This window comes from Mesorhizobium sp. WSM4842 (assembly GCF_055901575.1).
The window spans coordinates 2,945,843-2,965,655 of sequence record NZ_CM148372.1; the positions used below are offsets into that span (position 1 = coordinate 2,945,843).

Here is a 19,813-nt window from a genome sequence, read left to right on the forward strand (position 1 = left end):
CGGAGCCGTCCCTAGGCTGCGGAGGCCGAATGGGCGTCTGCCCAGCCTCTCGCCCGGTCTCCGCCTTGTGCCGGGTTATCTACACCAATTGGCATGCCTTTTTGAATTGCATAATTACCGCGATTTCTCGTATTGACCTAATCGTCGATTTGACGTAATTGTCTAAAACGAGAGCCGGTTAGCACGTCTCCGACTCCCTATCGTCAGTTCCACGCAACCCGATCGTTTCGAGCGGAGGCTTTTCATGCGCTTGCCATCAAGTCCGTTTCTTTGTGCCTTTGTCACCTGCGTGTGTCTCGCTGGCTGTTCCGAACCGGAGGCCGCAGCGCCCGCCGCTCCGCGGCCGGTGCGGATCGCCGTCGTGACGCCTCATAAACTCGCCCTGGTTGCACAGGGCGCCGGTCGCATCCAGTCGCGCTACGTGAGCCAGGTTGGCTTCGAGGTCGGCGGCCGAGTCATCTCACGCGATGTAGACGTGGGCGCAACCGTCAAGAAAGGCCAGAAGCTCGCGGAGCTCAGCGCCGTCGACTACCAAAACAGGGTGACCGCCGCCGGGGCCGACCTCGCTGCAGCCAAGGCAGCGCTTTCCCAGACCGTCGCACAGGAAGACCGCTTCCGCATCCTGCTCGCCAAGGGCTTCGCGACGCGTTCCGTCTACGATGACGCGCTGAAGTCGCTGCAGAGCGCACAAGCCGCCGTCCAGGCGGCCGAAGCCAATCTCCGGATCGTTGAAAACCAGCTCGGCTACACGCAGCTGCTTGCGCCCGACGACGGCATCGTGACGGCGGCTGGCGCGGACCCTGGTCAGGTCGTGGCCGCGGGCCAGATGGTCGTCGAGATCTCCCGCAATGACGCGCGCGAGGCGGTCTTCGCTGTTGCCGGCGAAGACATCGCCGGGGCAGAGCTCGGCATGGCGGTGAACGTTTCGATCCAGGGCCGGCCGGACATCGCGGTCACCGGCACAATCCGCGAGATTTCCCCCGAGGCCGACAGCACGACCGGCACCTATCAGGTGAAGGTGGCACTGGCTTCGCCGCCGCCAGAGATGCGGCTGGGTGCAGTCGTCGTAGGCCGCGTCGAAAGCGAAGGAGGCCAGGAGGTCACCACGCTACCCCCGACCGCGCTGCTGCAGTCCGGAGACGAGCCGCAGGTCTGGGTGATTGGCGGTGACGGCAAGGTGCAGCGCCGGAACGTCCAGCTGCTTCAATTCGATACAGACTCCGTCGTCGTCAGCCACGGGCTGTCGGCAGGAGAGAAGGTCGTGACCGCCGGCGTCAATTCGCTGGCAGACGGTGAGTTGGTGAACGCTGAGACGGAGGTCGAGTGATGACACGCTTCAATCTTTCGGAATGGGCCGTCCACAACCGGGCCATCGTCGTATTCCTCATGCTCGTCTGCGTCATCGGCGGCATCAGCGCTTACGAGAGGCTCGGCCGGCAGGAGGATCCGGATTTCACCGTGCAAACCATGGTGGTCCAGGCGGTTTGGCCCGGGGCCACCGCGGCCGATATGCTCACACAGGTGACCGACAGGCTCGAGAAGAAGCTCGAGGAGACTCCCCAGCTCGATTACATCAAGAGCTACACCAAACCCGGCCAGGCGACCATTTTCGTTTACCTCAAGGAGTCGACGCCCAAGCGCGAGCTCGACGACATCTGGTACCAGGTCCGCAAGAAGGTCAGTGACGTCCAGGCGACGCTTCCCACTGGCGTGGTCGGCCCCTTCTTCAACGACGAGTTTGGCGACGTTTTCGGCATCATCTACGGGATCACCTTCGACGGCTTCACGCCGCGCGAGGCGCGCGACTTCGCCGAGACGGCGCGGACCGAGTTCCTGCGTTCGTCCGATGTCGGCAAGGTCGAGATTTTTGGCGACCAGGACGAAAAGGTCTATCTCAGCTTCTCACCCCAGAAGCTCGCCAATCTTAAGCTCAGCCTCGACGAAGTGCTGACGGCGATCGCGCGGCAGAACGCGGTTGTGCCCTCCGGCGTCATCAACACGCCGCACGAGAACATGCTTGTCGACGTTACCGGCTCCCTCCTGAAGCCCGAGAGCGTTGCCGGCCTCAATCTCTGGATCGATGGGCGCTTCTACAAACTCACCGACATCGCTAAGGTTCAGCGCGGCTACGGTGACCCGCCCACGAAGATGTTCCGCGTCAACGGCAAGCCGGCCATCGGTATCGGCGTGAACATGCGCGAGGGCGGCAACAACCTCGACTTTGGCGAAGGCCTGCACGAGGCGGCCGGGCGCCTGATGCAGCGCTTCCCCGTCGGCATCGAGCTCAACCTGGTTTCGGACCAGCCCGAGGTCGTGCGCGAAGCCATCGGCGAATTCACCAAGGCGCTGTTCGAGGCGATCGTCATCGTGCTCGCTGTCAGCTTCCTCAGCCTCGGCTTCAGGGCCGGGCTCGTGGTCGCCTTGTCGATCCCACTGGTGCTCGCCATCGTCTTTATCGCCATGGAAGCGATGGGCATCAGCCTGCAGCGCATCTCGCTCGGCGCGCTCATCATCGCGCTCGGCCTACTGGTGGATGATGCGATGATCACCATCGAAATGATGATCTCGAAGATCGAGGAAGGCATGGAAAAAGTTAAGGCGGCTACATTCGCCTATACTTCTACCGCCTTCCCCATGTTATCGGGAACTCTGATCACGATCCTCGGCTTCCTGCCAATAGGCTTCGCCGACAACAACACCGGACAGTATACGTTTTCGCTGTTTGCCGTCATTGCGGTTGCGCTCGTGGCCTCCTGGTTCGTGGCCGTGATCTTCGCGCCGGTAATCGGGCTGTCCCTGCTGCCTTCTCACATGAAGGCGCATGGCACTCATGGGCCGGGCCGCTTCATGCGCGCTTTCATTGGCTTGCTCGGCTTCAGCATGCGGCACCGCTGGCTTACCATCGCCGCCTCGCTTGCCGCCTTCGGTGCCTCCCTCTACGGCATGGGTTTCGTGCAGCAGCAGTTCTTCCCGGCGTCGAACCGGCCCGAGCTTGTGGTAACGATGACGCTGCCGAAGAATGCCTCGATCGCGGCGACCGAAACGGAGACGAAGCGGCTGGAAGAGACGCTTGCCAGCGACCCTGACATCGCCGGTTTCTCTTCCTATGTGGGCGGCGGCGCCATCCGCTTCTACCTGCCGCTCGACGTTCAGCTCGACAACGACTTCATGGCGGAGACCGTGGTGGTGGCGAAGGACCTCGAGGCGCGGGACCGCGTTCAGGCGAAGCTCGAGACGCTGTTTACCGACAGCTTCCCGGACGTGAAGGCCCGCATCTCGCGCCTGGAACTCGGGCCGCCGGTCGGCTGGCCGGTGCAATACCGGGTGAGCGCACCGACGACCGACGAAGCGAGGGAGCATGCGGAGGAACTCGCAAAGATATTGCGGTCATCCGGACTCGTGCGCAACGTCAACTACGACTGGGCTGAGAAGAACAAGGAACTGCGCATCGTGGTCGATCAGGATCGCGTGCGTCAGGCTGGCCTAAGCTCCGAACAGCTGGCCCAGGCGCTCGACCGCGTGCTCACCGGCTCGACGGTCACTCAGCTGCGCGACTCAATCTATCTGGTCGATGTCGTGGCCCGGGCCGAAAACAGTGAGCGCTCAAGCGTTGAGGCCTTACGCAGTCTTCAGATCCCCACTCCGACAGGCGCATCGGTGCCTCTGCGCGAGCTTGCCGAGTTCCAGTACGGTCTTGACGAGGGCTATGTCTGGCGTCGCGGCCGCCTGCCCACCATCACAGTCCAGGCGGAACCGTTGCCGGGGCTGCAGCCCGCCTCCGTTCACGAGCGACTCGCAGGCGCGGTCGAAGAGTACACCAAGTCACTGCCGGCCGGCACTCTGCTAGAAACCGGCGGCACGGTCGAGAAGAGCGGCCAAAGCAACGCCGCTCTGCTGGCCCAGTTTCCGCTGATGATCACGTTGATGCTGACCGTACTCATCGTTCAGCTCGGCAGCTTCCGCCAGATGGCGATGGTGATCAGCGTAGCGCCGCTCGGTCTCATCGGGGTCGCAATCGCGCTGCTGACCACGAGTACGCCTATGGGCTTCATCGCCATCCTCGGGATCATCGCGCTTGCAGGGATGATCATCCGCAACTCCGTGATCCTCGTCGACCAGATCGAGCATGAGCGGGGGCGCGGCATCGATCCCTGGAAGGCGGTGATCGACGCGACCACGCACAGGTTCCGGCCGATCATGCTGACCGCGGCTGCAGCCATCCTTGGCATGATCCCGATCATGCACGACGTGTTCTGGGGGCCGATGGCCTACGCCATTGTCGGCGGGCTCGCCGTCGCGACTGTACTGACGCTCGTCTTCCTCCCGGCCCTTTATGTCGCGGTCAACGGCATTCGGGAAAAGCATGAACCGGCAGCAGCGTCTGACGTTCCGGCAATGCCCATTCTCGCCCCCCAGCATTGAGAAAGGGCTTGCCATGCCGGAAACCTCCTCTCTTGTCGACCGCTTTCTGAGATCGGATGCCGGCATGTATGCCGGACCAGGTGAGATTACACGCGAGTATGCCGACAAGATGCTCCTCGCCGCGCTTCAGGAAACACAAACTGTGGCGCGTTCCTATGACAACAAGGCGCAAATCGTTGGCGTAGGCTACATCCTCGCCCTCAACCTCGTGCTGCGCTTCGGCGATCTTTTGCCGACGCATGCGCCGATCGGGCCGCTGTTCTATGCGGTCGTTTGGGGGATCGTCATCATGCCGATCCTTCAGTTCGGCCAGGTGCTCTATCCGAGCCGGACACGCGCGGAAAAGGAATTCAATGGCAAGACGTCTCATGGTTCCAAGGTCCCACCGGTGTACTATGTCGACCCCAGCTACTTTGCCGATGTCCGTGACCTGATGCACCAAGCCCTGAGGTCGGACTGGACCTCGGTTCTGGCCATTGAATTGCTGAAAACGTCACGCGTCCGGATCATAAAGCAGGCACGCTTCCAACGCGGCCTGATGATGACGGTCGTGTCTTTCATCGTGCTGGGAGGCGAGCAGTTTCTTCGAAGTTTCGCGCTCGCCTGATGATGAACAGGACAAATTTGAACGAGGCCATGATGCCACCGGCTGAGCCGACGTAACCGAGAGGCAGGGCAACCGCCTCGCCCACGGGGTCATGGCATGAAGACCGCCCCCTGTGACGCGCGCGCTGCTGAGTGCGGCGGCTCCCTCCTAACGAATCCTCCAATCGCAACCTAGGAAATTAGAATGACCATCCCTGTCGACCGAAAGAGTCTGGGCCGCGGTGAGCCGCTCGGCGTCGCCGCCATGGCCCAGCTCTTCACCGAAGCGCGGACCCACCACCATTTCCGGGAACTTCCCGTTCCTGACAGGCTTCTGCGCGAAGCGCTCGACCTTGCCAAGATGGGTCCGACCGCGGCGAACCAGCAGCCGCTGCGCGCGCTCTTCCTGCGCTCGACGCAAGCCAAGGAGCGGCTGCGTCCGGCGCTCATGCCCGGCAATGCCGAAAAGACCATGGCTGCACCGGTCGTCGCGATCATGGGCCATGCCGTCGACTTTTATGAACAGCTGCCGTTCCTGTTCCCGCATGCCGATGCGAAGAGCTGGTTTGCCCGCAATCCGGAGTTCGCCGCGCACAGTGCTGCGCAGAATGGCACCCTTCAGGTCGCCTACTTAATTCTCGCGCTGCGCGCCGTCGGCTTGGATGCAGGTCCAATGACTGGGTTTGACCCGGCCAAGGTCGAGCAAGAGTTCTTTCCCTACGGCAAGATCAAGGCCAACGTCATAATCAACATCGGCTATGGCAACGACGCCAAGCTGTTCCCGCGGGGTCCGCGGTTCTCGTTCGACGAGATGGCGACCATCCTCTGAGACTTCAACCGAAAGGACATCGCGCACGTAGTCGCGACGCGCAACCTGCTGCAGCTCCGCTTTTTGTGTTCCAGGTTGCCCCGTTCAGTGACATAGTCGTGGAGGCCGGCAGCCGGTCCAGTTCGCGACTGCAACGCACTCTAACCGAACGTCCCGCTTCGCGATCCGAAAGCCAACAGGATAGACGCCACCTGGCGCTGGTGTCGCCGGCGGCGGCGATCGACTTCGGGGCAACCGATGGCTACCCTCACGCGGTGGCGGCATCGCCGTCGTATCCACTGCTAGTACCGGGGTCTGGGACGCGCCAGATTGTAACTGGCTTGCGATGCCAAGGGCCGTCTCGCTCTTTTTTCATATCGATCGACAGGCCGGCTCAGCGGGAAATTGGGCGTTGTCTGTCATCCGCCTGAACATGCTCGCGTCCGGCGGAACGTTCTTTCCCCTGGCCAACTTGCAGCAGGACGGGTCAGCATTGTCAGGAACGTCGAGAAGGTCGCAAAGCCGCCGACGATTCCGGTTGTCACGAATAACCGATACTGAACGGAGCGAATAGCCCAACGACCAAGCAGCTGTGCTGTCACGCTCGGTTACCGTTTTGTTGGCCTGACGATAGTTTTGCCCACTTGAGGGTCGAAGACGCTCGGCTGCTTGGCGACCGGAGTGACCACTAGCGTGCTGACGATTGGGTTCCGGCGTTCGCCGATTGTGACCCAGCTGCCGGGGTGGTCACTCGACTGGCGCTTGAGAAAATCATAGCCGGTCTGGTCCCAATGGCGGATCGCGTCCGTCAAATTGTCGAGGATGAAGTCGCCCTTGTCTGTTCGGACGGTGAGGACTGCATGGCCTTGGCCGCCCCGCTTTCGCACGACCGTGATCAGAAGGTTGGAAGGCAAAAGACCCTCACGCATGAGATCGCGACGCTTTTCGAGCACGTAGTCCTCGCAATCGCCAACGCCGTTCGGATAGGCCCAGACTTCGTCCCTGCCATAAGCTTCGATATCGGTCATAGGTCGAACCGACCTGTTGACCCGCGCATTGACTGCGGCGACGTTTCTCCAGACGGTGCCGGTGACATGCTGAGGGCCGCGGTCACGGGTGCGGATCGTGCATTCCGCCGAATTGGCTTTGCAGAATTCGTAATGACCAATCGGCTGAGAGGTTAGACCGCCTGTTAACATCGGTGGTGACGCGTGGGCCGATCCTGCCGACCATCCGCCCGTGATCAGCCCGAACAGAATGCCGGAGCGGATGATTGCGCGCCGAGCTTTTGGCGGGGAATACGCGGTCCTCATGACATGGCCGCGGCGGCTTTCGCGCGCTGGGAAAAGCCGAGTCTCGCGAGCCCGATCTGGATCTCCGGACAGCTCATGAAGAGGCGCCACAAAAGGCCGCTCCGGTAGTTCTCGATCATGACCATGATCGGCCCCTGATCGATCGCCAAATATGATTCCGCGCACCAACCCGACGCAGGGCTGAATGCATCCCTGAAGCCATACTCGCCCCACAGCCGGTCGCCGCGCGAAGCGAAGTGGCGAAGCGCGAGCTCGCATTCCACCGGGGCATAAGGAAAAGAGCCGAGGGCGCCGGATGGAGTGATCACTCCGAGGTCGCGGTCAGGAGCGTGCGCGACATAGCCGTCAATACTGTCGCTCGCAGTCAGCCCCCAGCACTCGGCGCCATAGCCGTCGAATTTCCCGGGATTGTGGATGCAGTGCGCCCGGTTGATGCGCGTATAGGCGACGTTCTGCCACCAGTAGTCGGCGTAGCGGTCGTGAAGCCACCTCGCATCGAGTCCGAGGAAGGAATAGTGCGCGAAGAAAAGAGGGCCGCCATGGTCGGCCCCGAGAGGCAGCGGTACGCCATGAAAGCTGCGGCCGTTGGCGAAGGCCTGGCCCGCTGTCCAGCCGCGGTGATAGACATCCGGCTCGATTGGATGCCGTGGCGTAGACGCGGCGAGCACGAATGTGATCAGGCACTCGTTCCAGCCGTGGATTGGGAGGCTCATCGCCCATTCGTGCACCGGGCTCCAATGCCAAAGGAGCGTGTCGGAGCCGCGGGTGTACCAGTCCCATTCGACCTCCGACCACAGGGCGTCGATGAGGCCGCGCAAGGCGCGCTCCTTGGCTTCCGGTCCTCTGAAATATTGCCGCGCCGAAAGGAGGCCCACCATCAGATATGCCGTCTCGACGATGTCGCCGCCGTTATCGAACTGACTGAAGGGTATGGTTCGACCGTTGTCGCCATCCATCCAGTGAGGAAAGGCGCCGTGGTGGCGCTCGGCCTGGCCGAGAAAGCACACCATCGTAATCAGGCGATCGAGAGCGGCTTGCCGGCCGATCCATCCGCGCTCGACACCGGCAAGGATCGCCATGATGCCGAAGCCGGAACCGCCGGTTGTGACGACATGTGGTGTCGCGTTGCTCCGCTCTCGGGCGAGGCCGCTCGTCGGATGGCCAAACTCCCAGAAATATCGGAGCGTCTGTCGCTGCACGGTATCGAAGATCTCGTCCAAAGACGCGTCCGGGCGAGGGTCGCCGTCGTGCTTGCGGCCGATGAAGATCCTGGGCGGCGTTTCGTTCGCGACCGGAACGACGTGCGTGCCACCGCCGCCGCGGCCGCTGGGGTTCGGTCCCTGGTCAGGAGACGGCCAATTGCGGTCCGCACGGAGCGCGCGTGACGCAGTGTACCGCAAGCGGCAGTGCGGGGTTGAAAGGGATGTCTGTCCCTTGGAGATGTCGCCAAAGGGGTCGGTGCGTTGAACTTGTCTGCTGCTGAAGTGAGAGCACCGATCCCCTGCCAACGGCTGGCGCTCCTGCAGCGATTGCGGAGCATTGCTTTCGAATGGCGCGATCGGGTCAGTATCTGTCTGGAGGTAGTTTAGCAACATGGTTCGCGCCGTCCTTACCGTTGAGGTCAGTATAGTTTGCCGGCGACGAACCACTCATTGTACGCAAGTAGACGGAGATCGTACGGATGTAAGCGGAGCTAAGGTATTGGTCTAAAAGCCTCATACTTTGGTGTGATCACGCGACGAGTCCGCATACAGCTTGCCAGCCTCGTGCGAGGCAAATGTACAGCGAATGTCGGCTTTGGAGAGACCTCGGGAACATCGGCAGATGGCGCGACTTTGTTGTCGCAGAGCAGGGCTCCGGGCCGTCAGCTCGTGAGGATGATCCGGGTCCGGCTTTCTAGGTCCGACCAACTCACCTGCAGATTTCCTCCTGCCGCATCGCCGTCGAAGCCGCGAAGCGGATGATCCGGCCAATTGGTGCAATCTGACGAGGATTTGCGTCGAAATGTGCGATCAGCCCATCGATGGTGAAGGCCACCCGAGTTTTGTCGGCGGAAAGCCCCCGCTCCTCCATCCAATCAGACAGTTGGGCATGATCACTCCGCGCCCGAGAAACAGAATTAACCACATTCGAAGAAGGCGAAGGGCGGTTGGGTTTGTCACCGATCCGTCTCGCGTAACATGTTACTGTTGGAATTGGGGGCATCCGCGGCACGTCCAGGCGCAAGGCAAGGAAGAGACAGGATGCCGACCTTAAGCAATGGCAGTGAGCTCATCGTATGGAATGAACCCGAGAATCCCAATCCGACCCCTAACTCGGTCCTTTTCAGCATTACGGAAACAGACGGCGACGTAATCGGACCGATAGGCGCAAAGCCGGATTTCCCTTTCGGTGGGATCGAACTAGCTTCGGTCGATGTCTTCGACGGCTTCTTCACCATCACCAGCTTCACCCACGAGGGCAGGACCGAAACCTGGACGACAGTGGAAACGCAGGTCTTCGACAACGAAGGCAATTTTCTCCGCACCGTGTCCGACCAGGCGGCCTTCCAGTCGGTCCAGATCGTCTCGATCAGCGCCGACAGCCCCGACGACCTCACGGTGACATGGATCGGGGCGAACGAATATTTCGGCGGCGAAAACACCCAATACGGTCAGCACCAGATCATCTTGAAAGGGGGCGTGCTTCAGTCCGACACCTTCGTTAGTCACGCGGCCACCGTTGCCGACCTGGACTTGTCGATTTCGCAGGCGCAATCTCTCGACGACGTCAAGTTCAGCGCGACAGATGCCGACTACGATCTCTTGAACTTTATCGTCTTGGACGGGCCGGACAGCGGCACCCTGGAGCAGGAGACGAGTTTCGACGGTAACTACTACCCGTTTCACCAGGGTCATTATGGCACTACCCTGCACTATCATGCGGATTTTCTGAGCGGAAACCTGTTCGACTACACACCGGAGGCCGGCTTCATTGGCACCGACAGCTTTACGGTTTACGCTACGGACGGCCAGGGCAACAGCAATGTGGCGACGATTACGATCACCGTCACTCCGCCGGCCGAATCCATTGCCCTGACCGACGCCAAAAACATCGCGAGCTACGCAAGCCATGATCATGCCGTGCTCGTCGCCGCGCTGGGCGGGGGCGACCGCATCAGCGGCACCCCGTTCAACGATACGCTCGACGGCGGTGCCGGCCACGACCAGCTGTTCGGCGGCGCGGGCGCCGACGACATCATTGGAGGCGCGGGCACCGATTGGCTGAAGGGCGGCGCTGGCGATGACGAGATCAGCGGTGGTGAGGGCGCAGACGGCGTCCGCGGTGACACTGGCGACGACGTCCTCGACGGCGGCGCCGGCTCCGACGACATGCGAGGTGGTGCTGGCGACGACATCCTCAATGGCGGCGCCGGCCGCGACCGGCTGGCCGGCGAGGGGGGCAGGGATGTCTTCGTGTTCGACGCACTTGGGCCGGCGAACTACGACAGGATAGAAGACTTCAATGCGCTCGACGATGTGTTCTGGCTGGACAGCTCCGCATTCGTCGGGCTGTCGGCCGGCTCGCTTTCCGCTGCGGTTTTCGTCGTCGGCAAGCACGCCGTCGATGCCAACGACCACATCATTTACGACAAGCAGACCGGCGATCTGCTGTTCGATGTGGACGGGGCAGGAGGAGCGGCGACTGTCAAGTTTGCCGCCCTGGACCCGAGCACATTCCTCACAGTGGACGACTTCTTCGTGTCATAGGCGCGCATGGGTGGGCCGCAGCTACATAGACCGGGCGTGATCGCGCCTATGCGCAGGATTTCCCTCCCCATTGCGCAGTAAGGGGCGTCAGGACTCATCCGAGCCCTTCATGACCGACTGGCTGGTGTCTGCAACGGTGAGGCATGATTTCGACGAACCGCGCCGATCTTTTCATTCGCATTGAGAAACCTTGCATTTGACGGATGCAGTGGTGCCACGCGGCAATCCATCGTCGTGAGCCGGCCGATGCTATTGTGCGAGTTTCGCCGCACTGCGGGTGGCTATATCGTCCAAGACAGCATGAAGAAGCGTTCCAACTTCCTGTTCGGCCAGCCCGGGTGCAATTCCTGATTCGGACAGTTGAACGAGAATTGCCTTGGCGGTGTTGCGCCAGAAGGCGTTCGCGTCCTCCCCGTTCTTGGACTCCAGGACCCGGGCGATCCCTTCGACCAATTTCCGCCGCCGATGCAGCGGAAATGCGCTTATGTTTGAATCGCACATCGATCACCTCACCCCATCAGTCGCGCGAATAAGCATTGGCGGGTTAGAAAATTTGGTTAACAGCGCTCTTTTTGACGGTGGTCAGCAATGGAACAAAGCGTCCGCTGGGCTCGATGGTCGGTGCCGCGAATAGCGGCTGGACGCAGCGGCATGGCGAGTTCGAGTCCCTGTTGAAGTATTACGGCCTAGGCCTGACGGCGCAGGAGTGCGGCATGAGTGCCAGCATGCGGCTCAGCTGGCGGCCGATCGACGCCTGAGGCTTACCGGATCGGCGTCTTGCCGCGAAACAGCGGCTGGTGCGCCCGCATCAAGGCGGCAATCCGGTCGGCGACTTTTCGTACCGGCGGCGCGTGACGTTCCTCGTGATGGGTGACGATCCATTGGTCGGTTTCGAGTTCTGCGATAGGCTGAGCGACGCGAACCAGCCGCGGATCGCTGTCACCGACGAAGCACGGAAAGATCGAAAGGCCGGCGCCGGCGGCCACCAGTTCGCGCACCGAATGGGTGTTGTTGCCGCGCACGGCGATGCGGTCGCCGTGATGGGCTTGCAGCCAGCGCGCCGAGGCAATGTTTGCCGCTTCGCCGGTGACGCCGACGAACAACCCGGCGGCGATGCCGTTGACCAGGCGGCGTCCGGAATAAATGGCGTAGGCGACCTTGCCGCTCTGACGGCCGGCCAGCCACTGCTCGGTCGGGCGCTCGCTGCGGATGCCGATGTCGGCGGCACGGCGGCCGATGTCGACGCGGTCGGTGGTGGTGACGAGTTCCACCCTTATGCCGTCATCGACCGTCCAGATCTCGCCGATATGGGCGGAAACGAAGGCTGAGGTCCATGGCCCGGCCGAGACGCGGACAATGCGGTCGGGCAGGTTCCCCTCACGCCAGCGGGTCAGCGACTGCATTGCTGCCTCGACGTCTTCGGCGCGGCGCAGCAGTTCTTCACCGACCGCGGTCAGCCGGTAGCCCGTCTGCTGACGCACGAACAGCGGTTCGCCGATCTGCTTCTCGAGCGCGGTGACGCGTCGTCCAAGGGTGGCTGCGCTGAGGCGCGTCGTTCCCGTCGCTGCGCTCAAGCCACCCAGCCGCGCAACGTCGAGAAACAACCTCAGATCGTCCCAGTCGATATCCATTTTGCAGAAATGAAAAACTCCTTGCGACCGTGGCTGTAGCGCGAAGCGGGCATCACGCGCAAGTATCCAGGCATTGAAGGCGTTGGACAATCCTGCTTGGAGCGACAGTGACAAGCACCTCGGCTGGCGAAGAAACCAACGCATCCTCGCCAAACGCGCATGCGCTTCGGAGAGATGCTTTGCGCTTTCGACCAACCCAAGCGCGCCGGCTTTCTGCGCGCCAAGGAGACGATCATGTTGTATAAACTTCGACACCGTTTCGCCCGCTGGCTTGCCTATCGCCAGACGCTTGCGAGCTTGAGGCAGGCCCCAGACAGCACACTGGCGGATGCCGGCATTTCTCGCGAAGAGATCCGCGAGCATGCCCGCCACGCCAGCCTGCGTCGTTGAGGAGGCGGGGTATGCAGATGATGGAGCTTTGGGATGGCCGCTCGGTACCGCGCATCGGGATCGGCACCTGGGCGGCAGGTGGCGCCGCGCGCTGGCGTGACGCCGTGACCATCTATGGTGAGGCAGCGCCTGCAGCGCGATTGTATGGACGTCGCGCTGCTGCATATCAACGAGTATCCGATCGAGCGCGCCGGCGAGGTGTTCGATACGCTCCGGCCTGTTGCACCAAGAGGGCAAGATCGGCGGCTGTTGGCGCGAGGGAGGAATAGGGTCGCTATGTTCGACTGTTTGGTTGTCGCGGAACTATAACGATACGGGAAGAGTTCTGATTTTGGCCTACGAGAAAGCCAGTGAAATCGACATTCCCGGCACACCCTCCGGGTCCATCATGACTTTAACTTGTTGATTTTATTATATTTATGACCATATGTGCCTTGACGTTTGGACTCGAACCCCCTCCTTCTGAAAGTCGAAGGTTCCATAACACTCTAGCGTGAGGCTTGTGATCCATAGTACCCGCCGGATCTCCGGCATACTGCGGGCCGAATTTTTCAAAGTGCCGTCAGGATCAGTGAGGCTCGTGATGGTACTTTTTTCGTCTTAAACGGTTGCAGATAAAAGAGTATCCCTGCCACAAGCGATGCGCTGAAAGCCGCGCCGTGACCGGCAGGTGTCACAGCTTTCCTACTCCGTTGTGCTAGCTTTTTTTCTGCGCCGATTGGTGTGCGACTGCGCGACGGCCGTTTTCAACTCGGGTGTGATCTCCAACGGCGCATTCTCTGCCCCGTGTGGGTTCTGTAGCCCCTGGACGTGGACGGTCGGAAATGGGAGTTCGATGCCCTGCTCCTTGAAGACTTGGCGGAGGCGTATATAGAATTTGCGTTTCATACCGAAGGCGCCTCCCGGTCTGGTTGTGGCCTTGACCCTCAATACGATGCCGTACTCGCCGAACTCCTGTACGCCCTGCATCTTGATTGGGTCGAGCACCCAGTGTTTGAACTCAGGATCTTCCGCCAGTTCGAGGCCGATCCGCTTGATCAGCTTGCGAGCGAAATCGATATCGGTGTCATAGCCAACGGTGATGTTGAATTTGTCGATAACCCAGTCACGGCTCTGGTTCTGGACTGCCCCGAGTTCACCGAAAGGTATCGTGAACAGCGGGCCACGATGGTGGCGCAGCTTCACCGAGCGCAGCGAAAAGCTTTCCACGGTACCCTTGTAATTGCCCGAGGAAATATATTCGCCGACACGAAACGCATCATCGAGCAGAAAAAACACGCCTGAAATAATGTCCTTGACGACGGTTTGTGCGCCAAAGCCCACCGCGACGCCGACGACGCCAGCGCCGGCGATCAGCGGGCCGATCTGGATACCCATAGAGGCGAGCATCATCAGCACCGCCATCACGACGATCAATGCGAGCAGCATGTTCTGGAGGATCGGCAAGAGCGTGTGCAGCCGCGCCTGCTGCGGATCGAGGATCGGAACGTCCTCGTCGCTGATCACAGGGTGCGGTATTTCGATGCCCAGTTTTCGTTCGATCAAGGCTTTGATGATCGACCAGCCAAAATCGGCTGCGAGGGCAATGACCACGACATTGATCAAGCCGCGCAATATGAACGTCGTCGTCGTGTCGCTGTCCCGCATGGATTGCATGTCCAGACCCCAGACACGCGCGAGAAAGTAAGCCGCCACCAGGATCAAGATCATCCGGATACCGCGATCGATGACAGCGATCGTCACCGCCGGGATCGTAGGCCGGCCGACATCTTCCGAACCCGGCCGCAGAACGAAATTAACCCCGCGCTGCGTCAGCACGATTGCCAAAGGCAGGAAGAATGCGGCGAAGGTAAACCAGAAGTATGTATAAAGCCCGGCGATGCGCTGCAGGAACAGGACGACGAAATAAGCAGTCAATAACCATGTCGCTTCCGTGTGACCGCTGTGGCGCACACCGTCTCGCTGCGTTCTTGGCCGGCGCCAAATGGAAAGCAGCATGAGCAACAGCAGCACGAAATCGGCGCCCAGTGACAGGACCATCATTCCGTCCTGATCGATGCCAAGACCCGGCAAGAGGATAAACGCGGCGCCGAAAAAGGCGAAGACGCCGACGATCCGGGGTAGCCAATAGGACCAATGGTTTGCCACTTCGTTGGTGATCGGCAAACCACGAACCTCGACGGCGTTCTCGACGTTCATGAAGGAAGGGACGAGCATGGCCATGACGTACATGCGCACGCCCCATGTAACGACCGCCGCCATCAGAAATGTCAGTACGATCTCGCGGATAAGCATTGGCCAGTCGAACAACATGAACGCGCCGGCGCTGCCCAGTGCGAACGAGACGATCAGCATGCTGGAATAAAGCGTACGACCACCAATCTTCTTGGCTCGCCCGATGGGCGTATCCTTCGGCTGCGCGATAACCCAAAGACGAAATGGACGGGTGATTTTATACGTTGCCCAAGTGAGCGCCAGGCCGGCAGCGATGAACATCGCAATCAGAATAAGTACGCCGGCAGACCCCTTGCTGGACATATCCGCCATGGTCTCTGCCCGAACGCGCGCGAACTGGCCTGGTAGCAGGGGCAAAGTTCGCACGATTCTTTCGATTTGGTGCCTGATCCGATCGAGCGCCGAGGATGCCATCGTATTCATCTGGCCTGGTGCGGCCTCGGCGTCGGACGATGCGTCGGTCGGCGAAGCTCCTGCCTCGGCAGGCGCTCCGGTTGACCCGGCGCCCTGATTTCGTTGTTCGGCCACCCAGGCCTTCACCGACGGATCGTCGAGAAGCTCGAATAGCTGTTTGACCCTTTCAGGCGGGACGGGCGCCGGCGCCTGCGCCTGTGCCTGTGCCTGACCAGCCAACAAGAGGGCGATCCCAAAGAAGAGCGGCCTGGCAATCAGGATAAACTTCGCCGTCAGATCTCCGAGACGTCGTGCCGCGCGCGTCAGATTCCTGGCTCCCAATCGTTGAATCATGAGTGGCATCGTGCTGTTAACCTTCCGGTCAAATCGGCAAGCAACGACATCTATGTCCGTCGTTGCCCTACCTTGAAGAAACCGATGTTGCGGTGCAAGGCGTCATCGTTCCGAGCCAGACCGTTGCGCCGGGGTACTTGGCGGTGTTTATTCAGCCGCCGGGGGCAGGGCATTCCGACTTCCGCCCAGAACGCCCGGCACAAGGACCCCAAGGCCATAGTGGGTCGACGCTCATATGATCAATCACCTATTCCGGCGTCACCGCGGTTGCCATTGTGCACGAGATCCTTCATCTGACGGTATGTTCAGCCGCGTGACGGAGTGGCGCTGGCGGACGGCACGAGGTGCAAGAATCGGCCGACAGACCCCGATAGTCGGCGAAACCTCAAGAAATGTTTTTTCGGCAACTTTCCCTTTAAAATCAAAAGCATAACTTTTTGACGGTCCCATCGTCGGAATTTACCCGAAGGAGGCAAGAGTTCCCTTCGACTTTAAGGCGGTCGCGGGACCATACGGGACAACACGGGCAAGACTTCTGATTCTGGCCCACGAAAATACCAATAAAATCAATATCTAGAGGATGTCCTCCGGGCCTGCCAAAATCTTTCAATATCAAGGTTTATAGCCAACTTAGCTCTGAAGTGGGCCAATCGCGCTTCGCCAGCCCTACAGCGCCCAGCTTGATTGTTCTCGCACGAACGCGGTCCAGGTTCATGCCGGACGCCCAGTCATCGTCCAACGCCATCCCGGACGGATTAGCCGACTTCTAACTCACAGCGATGCGCACGCCGGTGCTATCGAAAAGATGCAGATGGCTGGTATCGAACTTCAGATCCACCGTGTCGCCTGAAGCCACCGGGCATTGTCCGGCGACAACCGCGAGCATGGTCTGGCCGCCGCTTGTCTTGGTGTGGACGATTGTCTCGGAGCCGAGGGCTTCCACCAGCGCGACGCGCGCCGCAATGTCTCCCTTGCCGGCGTCGGCGAGGCTGATGTGATGCGGCCGCAGCCCGAGCGTCACGTCGCCATTCACCGCCCTGACGTTCCCGTCGATCTCGAATCCAGCTGAACCGTCCAGCGTGAGGCTTGACCGGCCAGTGCCTCCGGGTGCCAGCTTTACCGGCAGGAGGTTCATACGCGGTGCACCGATGAAACCGGCGACGAACAGATTGGCCGGATGATTGTAGAGATCGAGCGGCGTGCCAATCTGCTCGATGCGGCCGGCGCGCAGCACGACGATGCGGTCGGCAAGCGTCATCGCCTCGATCTGATCGTGCGTGACATAGACCATCGTCGCCGACAGCCGCTCGTGCAGGGCGGCCAGTTCGGCGCGTGTCGAGATGCGCAGCTCCGCGTCGAGATTGGACAGCGGCTCGTCAAGCAGGAAAGCGGTTGGATTGCGCACGATGGCGCGGCCGATCGCGACGCGCTGGCGCTGGCCGCCGGAGAGCTGGCCGGGGCGCCGGTCGAGATACGGCGCGATTTCCAGCATCCGCGCGGCTTCGGCGATGCGCGCATCGATTTCGGCACGCGCCATACGGGCGTTCTCCAGTCCGAAGGCCAGATTCTGGCGCACGCTCATGTGCGGGTAAAGCGCGTAGGATTGGAACACCATCGCCAATCCCCTGTCGGCGGCTGGAACGGTGGTCACGTCCTTGCCATCGATCGCGATGGCGCCGCCTGTCGGCCGATCAAGCCCGGCGATGAGCCGCAGCAGCGTGGACTTGCCGCAGCCGGAGGGGCCGACGAAGACGATCAGCTCACCGTCAAGGATATCGAGATTTATGTCGTGCAGCACACCGACCTTGCCGAATGCCCTCGATACGTCGGTGAGTGTGATCTGGCTCATGTTAGCCTCTATTTCAGACCGGAGCCGGCAATGCCGGTGGTGATGAAGCGCTGAAGGAAAATGAACACCAGCACGACCGGGATCATGGTGACGACGGTCATGGCCAGGATGTAATGCCACTGCACGTTGAGTTCGCCGGCATAGGTGTTGAGACCAACCTGCAGCGTATAGACCTCCTTGCGCGACAAAACGATCAGTGGCCAGAGGAAGTCGTTCCAGCGCCAGACGACGGAAAAGATCGCGAGTACCGCCAGCGCGGGGGCGGTCAGCGGCAGGATGATGCGCCAGTAGATCTGCCATTCGGACGCTTTGTCCATGCGCGCTGCCTCGATCAGCTCGTCGGGTATAGTCAGCATGTACTGGCGTAGCATGAAGACGCCCGTGGGCGTCGCCACTGTGGGCAGGATCACGCCCCATAGCGAATTGAATAGTCCCATTGCCGAGATGACCGAATAGAGCGGCACCAGAATGACGGAGAGCGGCACCATCAGCGTCGCGACGATGAGCATCATCACAGCCGAACGTCCCCGAAAATTGTACTTCGACAGTGCGAACGCGGCCATCGAATTGGTCAGGAGTGTAATCAGGGTGGCGACCACGGTGACGAAGACCGAGTTGCGCAGATAGAGGAAGAAGTCAAAGGCGAGGAAAGGCTGGACATAATTGTCGAGCGCGAAGGCGATGCTGCGCTTGGGCGTACGGTTGCGGATGTTGACGCGTATGATCTCGCCCGGGTTGGCGGGATCGACCATCTGCGCGACGGTGCCGAGGCGGCGCACTTCGGCGAGCACGCGCACGCTGCCGTCGTCATTGCGCACTTCGAAGAGCTGCAGCGGCTCCTCGTATCCTTCCACGATAGCTTCGGCGGTGACATAGGGCAAAACAGTCGGGGGGAACTCCGCCAGCGCGGCAGGCGTCTTGAACGACGAGTTGACCAGCCAGAGCGCCGGGCCGAACATGACAATCAGCCCGCCGATCAGCCAGAACCAGGTGAAAACGTCCGTCCAGTGCCAGCCGGCGCCGCCGCGCCGGCGAAACAGAAATTCCGCAACCCTGCTCATCGCGTTTTGCCCCGCTGCTCGTTGCGCCTTGCGATGCCCAGCTGGATCAAGGTCAGCACGACCAGCACCGCTCCCATGAGAATCGAGGCCGCGGAGGCGAGCCCCGGATTGCGCAGCAGCGAGGCGAAGCCGACCTCGTAGATGTACTGCGTGAGGAACAGCGTGCTGGTCCCGGGACCGCCGCCGGTCAGCACATAGACTTCGTCGAATATCTGCACGGCGCGGATGAGCGTCAGCACCAGCACGACCAGGAGGTTGGGCGCCAGCAAGGGCAGCGTTATGCGCCAGAAGACGCGCATGGGCCGGGTGCCGTCCATCTCGGCGGCCTCATAGAGGTCTTTCGGAATGGCCTGAAGGCCGGCGAGAAGGATCAGCGCATAGAAGCCAACATGGGCCCATACCGACACCATGATCGTGGCCGCGAAGGCCCAGTTGCGCTCCACCAGCCAGTTGACCGGGGTTCCGCCCGCCTCGAACACCATCAGGTTGAGCAGCCCCTGCCGCTGCAGGATCCAGCGCCAGATGAGACCGACCACGACCGGCGACAAAAGCACAGGGAAGAAGAACACGGCGCGCCAGAAACCGCGCGCACGCAACTCACGGTTGAGCACGAGTGCGGTGACAAGCGCTACGGCGACCATCATCGCCACTTGCAGCACAACGAAGGCCAGGGTGTTCCAAACCGCGATCCAGAACAGGTCCTCGGTGCAGCTCTTCGGATCGAGATAGCTGCCGCAACTGAACAGCCGCCCATACTGATCGGCGCCGACGAAGGTGCGGTCGCCGAGGAACAGCGCCCCGCCACCGGTCATCGAATAGAGGATGTTGATGACCAGCGGAAACAGCACGAAAATGCCGAACACCAGCATGTTCGGCGCCAGGAAGAACACGGCCATGCCATTGCTGCCCGTGCGCCGTTGCAACATGCGCAGTGGCGCATCGAAAACATTCGCAAGCCAGCCGACCGGCGCCAGGATCATGGCGCCGGCGCGGGTTGCTATGCCGTTTCGGACGTCTCCCATG

General features: G+C 61.2%; 14 protein-coding genes. 6 read left to right on the forward strand and 8 right to left on the reverse strand.

All coding sequences use genetic code 11. The annotated features are described in order from the left end of the window. The first annotated feature begins 244 nt into the window (after window positions 1-244). From AC0NIE_RS14245 to AC0NIE_RS14260, 4 genes are all read left to right on the forward strand, one after another. Window positions 245-1,327 carry an efflux RND transporter periplasmic adaptor subunit gene (locus AC0NIE_RS14245; RefSeq protein WP_473485418.1) on the forward strand — a complete coding sequence of 361 codons (1,083 nt, stop codon included), beginning with the start codon at window positions 245-247 and terminating at the stop codon, window positions 1,325-1,327. Next, complete coding sequence (locus tag AC0NIE_RS14250; protein ID WP_473485419.1) at window positions 1,327-4,422, forward strand: efflux RND transporter permease subunit; 3,096 nt, start codon at window positions 1,327-1,329, stop codon at window positions 4,420-4,422. Before AC0NIE_RS14245 ends, AC0NIE_RS14250 begins: the two co-directional genes overlap by 1 nt. 13 nt (window positions 4,423-4,435) lie before the next feature. Beyond that, window positions 4,436-5,029 (forward strand): Pycsar system effector family protein, encoded by a 594-nt coding sequence (locus AC0NIE_RS14255; RefSeq protein ID WP_473485420.1) that lies wholly within the window; start codon window positions 4,436-4,438, stop codon window positions 5,027-5,029. Window positions 5,030-5,212: 183 nt separating this feature from the next. Beyond that, window positions 5,213-5,836 carry a malonic semialdehyde reductase gene (locus tag AC0NIE_RS14260; protein ID WP_473485421.1) on the forward strand — a complete coding sequence of 208 codons (624 nt, stop codon included), beginning with the start codon at window positions 5,213-5,215 and terminating at the stop codon, window positions 5,834-5,836. Window positions 5,837-6,423: 587 nt separating this feature from the next. Here AC0NIE_RS14260 and AC0NIE_RS14265 read toward each other — a convergent pair. Both AC0NIE_RS14265 and AC0NIE_RS14270 read right to left on the reverse strand, forming a co-directional pair. Then, a complete protein-coding gene (locus AC0NIE_RS14265; RefSeq protein WP_473485422.1) occupies window positions 6,424-7,128 on the reverse strand; it encodes a transglutaminase-like cysteine peptidase in 705 nt (234 codons plus the stop codon). Next, the gene (locus AC0NIE_RS14270; protein WP_473485423.1) at window positions 7,125-8,348 is read right to left on the reverse strand and encodes a glucoamylase family protein; all 1,224 of its coding nucleotides are present in this window, start codon (window positions 8,346-8,348) and stop codon (window positions 7,125-7,127) included. Before AC0NIE_RS14270 ends, AC0NIE_RS14265 begins: the two co-directional genes overlap by 4 nt. Window positions 8,349-9,611: 1,263 nt before the next feature. Between AC0NIE_RS14270 and AC0NIE_RS14275 the strand changes: the two genes are divergently transcribed. Further along, window positions 9,612-10,877: a calcium-binding protein gene (locus tag AC0NIE_RS14275; RefSeq protein WP_473485424.1), complete on the forward strand. Its 1,266-nt coding sequence runs from the start codon at window positions 9,612-9,614 to the stop codon at window positions 10,875-10,877. Between the two features lie 249 nt (window positions 10,878-11,126). On the opposite strand, the gene AC0NIE_RS14280 is transcribed toward AC0NIE_RS14275, so the two are convergent. Both AC0NIE_RS14280 and AC0NIE_RS14285 read right to left on the reverse strand, forming a co-directional pair. Then, window positions 11,127-11,378, reverse strand: coding sequence for a DUF6074 family protein (locus tag AC0NIE_RS14280; protein ID WP_473485425.1), 252 nt, complete (start codon window positions 11,376-11,378; stop codon window positions 11,127-11,129). Window positions 11,379-11,638: 260 nt separating this feature from the next. After that, window positions 11,639-12,508, reverse strand: coding sequence for a LysR family transcriptional regulator (locus tag AC0NIE_RS14285; protein ID WP_473485426.1), 870 nt, complete (start codon window positions 12,506-12,508; stop codon window positions 11,639-11,641). 234 nt (window positions 12,509-12,742) lie between these two features. Here AC0NIE_RS14285 and AC0NIE_RS14290 point away from each other — a divergent pair, with 234 nt between their 5' ends. Further along, complete coding sequence (locus tag AC0NIE_RS14290; RefSeq protein WP_143747964.1) at window positions 12,743-12,898, forward strand: YjiS-like domain-containing protein; 156 nt, start codon at window positions 12,743-12,745, stop codon at window positions 12,896-12,898. Between the two features lie 684 nt (window positions 12,899-13,582). Here the strand turns inward: AC0NIE_RS14290 and AC0NIE_RS14295 are convergent. The 4 genes from AC0NIE_RS14295 to AC0NIE_RS14310 all read right to left on the reverse strand — a co-directional run bounded on the left by AC0NIE_RS14295 (window position 13,583) and on the right by AC0NIE_RS14310 (window position 19,812). Continuing rightward, complete coding sequence (locus AC0NIE_RS14295; RefSeq protein WP_473485427.1) at window positions 13,583-15,673, reverse strand: mechanosensitive ion channel family protein; 2,091 nt, start codon at window positions 15,671-15,673, stop codon at window positions 13,583-13,585. A gap of 973 nt (window positions 15,674-16,646) precedes the next feature. Next, window positions 16,647-17,729, reverse strand: coding sequence for an ABC transporter ATP-binding protein (locus AC0NIE_RS14300; protein WP_473485428.1), 1,083 nt, complete (start codon window positions 17,727-17,729; stop codon window positions 16,647-16,649). 8 nt (window positions 17,730-17,737) lie between these two features. After that, window positions 17,738-18,790 (reverse strand): carbohydrate ABC transporter permease, encoded by a 1,053-nt coding sequence (locus AC0NIE_RS14305; protein WP_473485429.1) that lies wholly within the window; start codon window positions 18,788-18,790, stop codon window positions 17,738-17,740. Then, a complete protein-coding gene (locus tag AC0NIE_RS14310) occupies window positions 18,787-19,812 on the reverse strand; it encodes a carbohydrate ABC transporter permease (RefSeq protein WP_473485430.1) in 1,026 nt (341 codons plus the stop codon). The genes AC0NIE_RS14305 and AC0NIE_RS14310 overlap by 4 nt, the downstream gene beginning before the upstream one ends. Between the last annotated feature and the right edge of the window lies 1 nt (window position 19,813).

Excerpts from the sequence above, each read along its gene's own strand:
- AC0NIE_RS14245 (WP_473485418.1), top strand. The coding sequence starts at position 245 with ATGCGCTTGCCATCAAGTCCGTTTCTTTGTGCCTTTGTCACCTGCGTG.
- AC0NIE_RS14250 (WP_473485419.1), top strand. The coding sequence starts at position 1,327 with ATGACACGCTTCAATCTTTCGGAATGGGCCGTCCACAACCGGGCCATC.
- AC0NIE_RS14255 (WP_473485420.1), top strand. The coding sequence starts at position 4,436 with ATGCCGGAAACCTCCTCTCTTGTCGACCGCTTTCTGAGATCGGATGCC.
- AC0NIE_RS14260 (WP_473485421.1), top strand. The coding sequence starts at position 5,213 with ATGACCATCCCTGTCGACCGAAAGAGTCTGGGCCGCGGTGAGCCGCTC.
- AC0NIE_RS14265 (WP_473485422.1), bottom strand. The coding sequence starts at position 7,128 with ATGAGGACCGCGTATTCCCCGCCAAAAGCTCGGCGCGCAATCATCCGC.
- AC0NIE_RS14280 (WP_473485425.1), bottom strand. The coding sequence starts at position 11,378 with ATGTGCGATTCAAACATAAGCGCATTTCCGCTGCATCGGCGGCGGAAA.
- AC0NIE_RS14285 (WP_473485426.1), bottom strand. The coding sequence starts at position 12,508 with ATGGATATCGACTGGGACGATCTGAGGTTGTTTCTCGACGTTGCGCGG.
- AC0NIE_RS14290 (WP_143747964.1), top strand. The coding sequence starts at position 12,743 with ATGTTGTATAAACTTCGACACCGTTTCGCCCGCTGGCTTGCCTATCGC.
- AC0NIE_RS14300 (WP_473485428.1), bottom strand. The coding sequence starts at position 17,729 with ATGAGCCAGATCACACTCACCGACGTATCGAGGGCATTCGGCAAGGTC.
- AC0NIE_RS14305 (WP_473485429.1), bottom strand. The coding sequence starts at position 18,790 with ATGAGCAGGGTTGCGGAATTTCTGTTTCGCCGGCGCGGCGGCGCCGGC.
- AC0NIE_RS14310 (WP_473485430.1), bottom strand. The coding sequence starts at position 19,812 with ATGGGAGACGTCCGAAACGGCATAGCAACCCGCGCCGGCGCCATGATC.